The 1,503-nt window shown below is 56.2% G+C and carries 1 rRNA gene; it reads left to right on the plus strand.

The features are described 5' to 3' along the window. Nucleotides 1-1,501: ribosomal RNA gene (locus tag ABT263_RS38765) — 23S ribosomal RNA — on the plus strand; the annotation flags it as partial. Nucleotides 1,502-1,503: the final 2 nt, after the last annotated feature.

Genomic DNA, 1,503 nt, shown 5'->3' on the forward strand with positions numbered 1-1,503 from the left:
GTAGTAGGTGAGCGATGGGGTGACGCAGGAAGGTAGTCCAGCCCGGGCGGTGGTTGTCCCGGGGTAAGGGTGTAGGCCGAGTGATAGGCAAATCCGTCACTCATTAAGGCTGAGACCTGATGCCGAGCCGATTGTGGTGAAGTGGATGATCCTATGCTGTCGAGAAAAGCCTCTAGCGAGTTTCATGGCGGCCCGTACCCCAAACCGACTCAGGTGGTCAGGTAGAGAATACCGAGGCGTTCGGGTGAACTATGGTTAAGGAACTCGGCAAAATGCCCCCGTAACTTCGGGAGAAGGGGGGCCATTCCTGGTGATGAGTCTTGCACTCTGAGCTGGGGGTGGCCGCAGAGACCAGCGAGAAGCGACTGTTTACTAAAAACACAGGTCCGTGCGAAGCCGTAAGGCGATGTATACGGACTGACGCCTGCCCGGTGCTGGAACGTTAAGGGGACCGGTTAGCTTGGATTCGTCCAGGCGAAGCTGAGAACTTAAGCGCCAGTAAACGGCGGTGGTAACTATAACCATCCTAAGGTAGCGAAATTCCTTGTCGGGTAAGTTCCGACCTGCACGAATGGCGTAACGACTTCTCGACTGTCTCAACCATAGGCCCGGTGAAATTGCATTACGAGTAAAGATGCTCGTTTCGCGCAGCAGGACGGAAAGACCCCGGGACCTTTACTATAGCTTGATATTGGTGTTCGGTTCGGCTTGTGTAGGATAGGTGGGAGACTTTGAAGCAGCAACGCCAGTTGTTGTGGAGTCGTCGTTGAAATACCACTCTGGTCGTGCTGGATGTCTAACCTGGGTCCGTGATCCGGATCAGGGACAGTGTCTGGTGGGTAGTTTAACTGGGGCGGTTGCCTCCTAAAGAGTAACGGAGGCGCCCAAAGGTTCCCTCAGCCTGGTTGGCAATCAGGTGTTGAGTGTAAGTGCACAAGGGAGCTTGACTGTGAGACTGACGGGTCGAGCAGGGACGAAAGTCGGGACTAGTGATCCGGCGGTGGCTTGTGGAAGCGCCGTCGCTCAACGGATAAAAGGTACCCCGGGGATAACAGGCTGATCTTCCCCAAGAGTCCATATCGACGGGATGGTTTGGCACCTCGATGTCGGCTCGTCGCATCCTGGGGCTGGAGTAGGTCCCAAGGGTTGGGCTGTTCGCCCATTAAAGCGGTACGCGAGCTGGGTTTAGAACGTCGTGAGACAGTTCGGTCCCTATCCGCTGTGCGCGTAGGAGTGTTGAGAAGGGCTGTCCCTAGTACGAGAGGACCGGGACGGACGAACCTCTGGTGTGCCAGTTGTCCTGCCAAGGGCATGGCTGGTTGGCTACGTTCGGGAGGGATAACCGCTGAAAGCATCTAAGCGGGAAGCCTGCTTCGAGATGAGCACTCCCACCTCCTTGAGAGGGTAAGGCTCCCAGTAGACGACTGGGTTGATAGGCCGGATATGGAAGCCTCGTAAGGGGTGGAGTTGACCGGTACTAATAGGCCGAGGGCTTGTCCTCAG

Source organism: Kitasatospora sp. NPDC001603, from assembly GCF_040298365.1.
Classification (GTDB): Bacteria; Actinomycetota; Actinomycetes; order Streptomycetales; family Streptomycetaceae; genus Kitasatospora.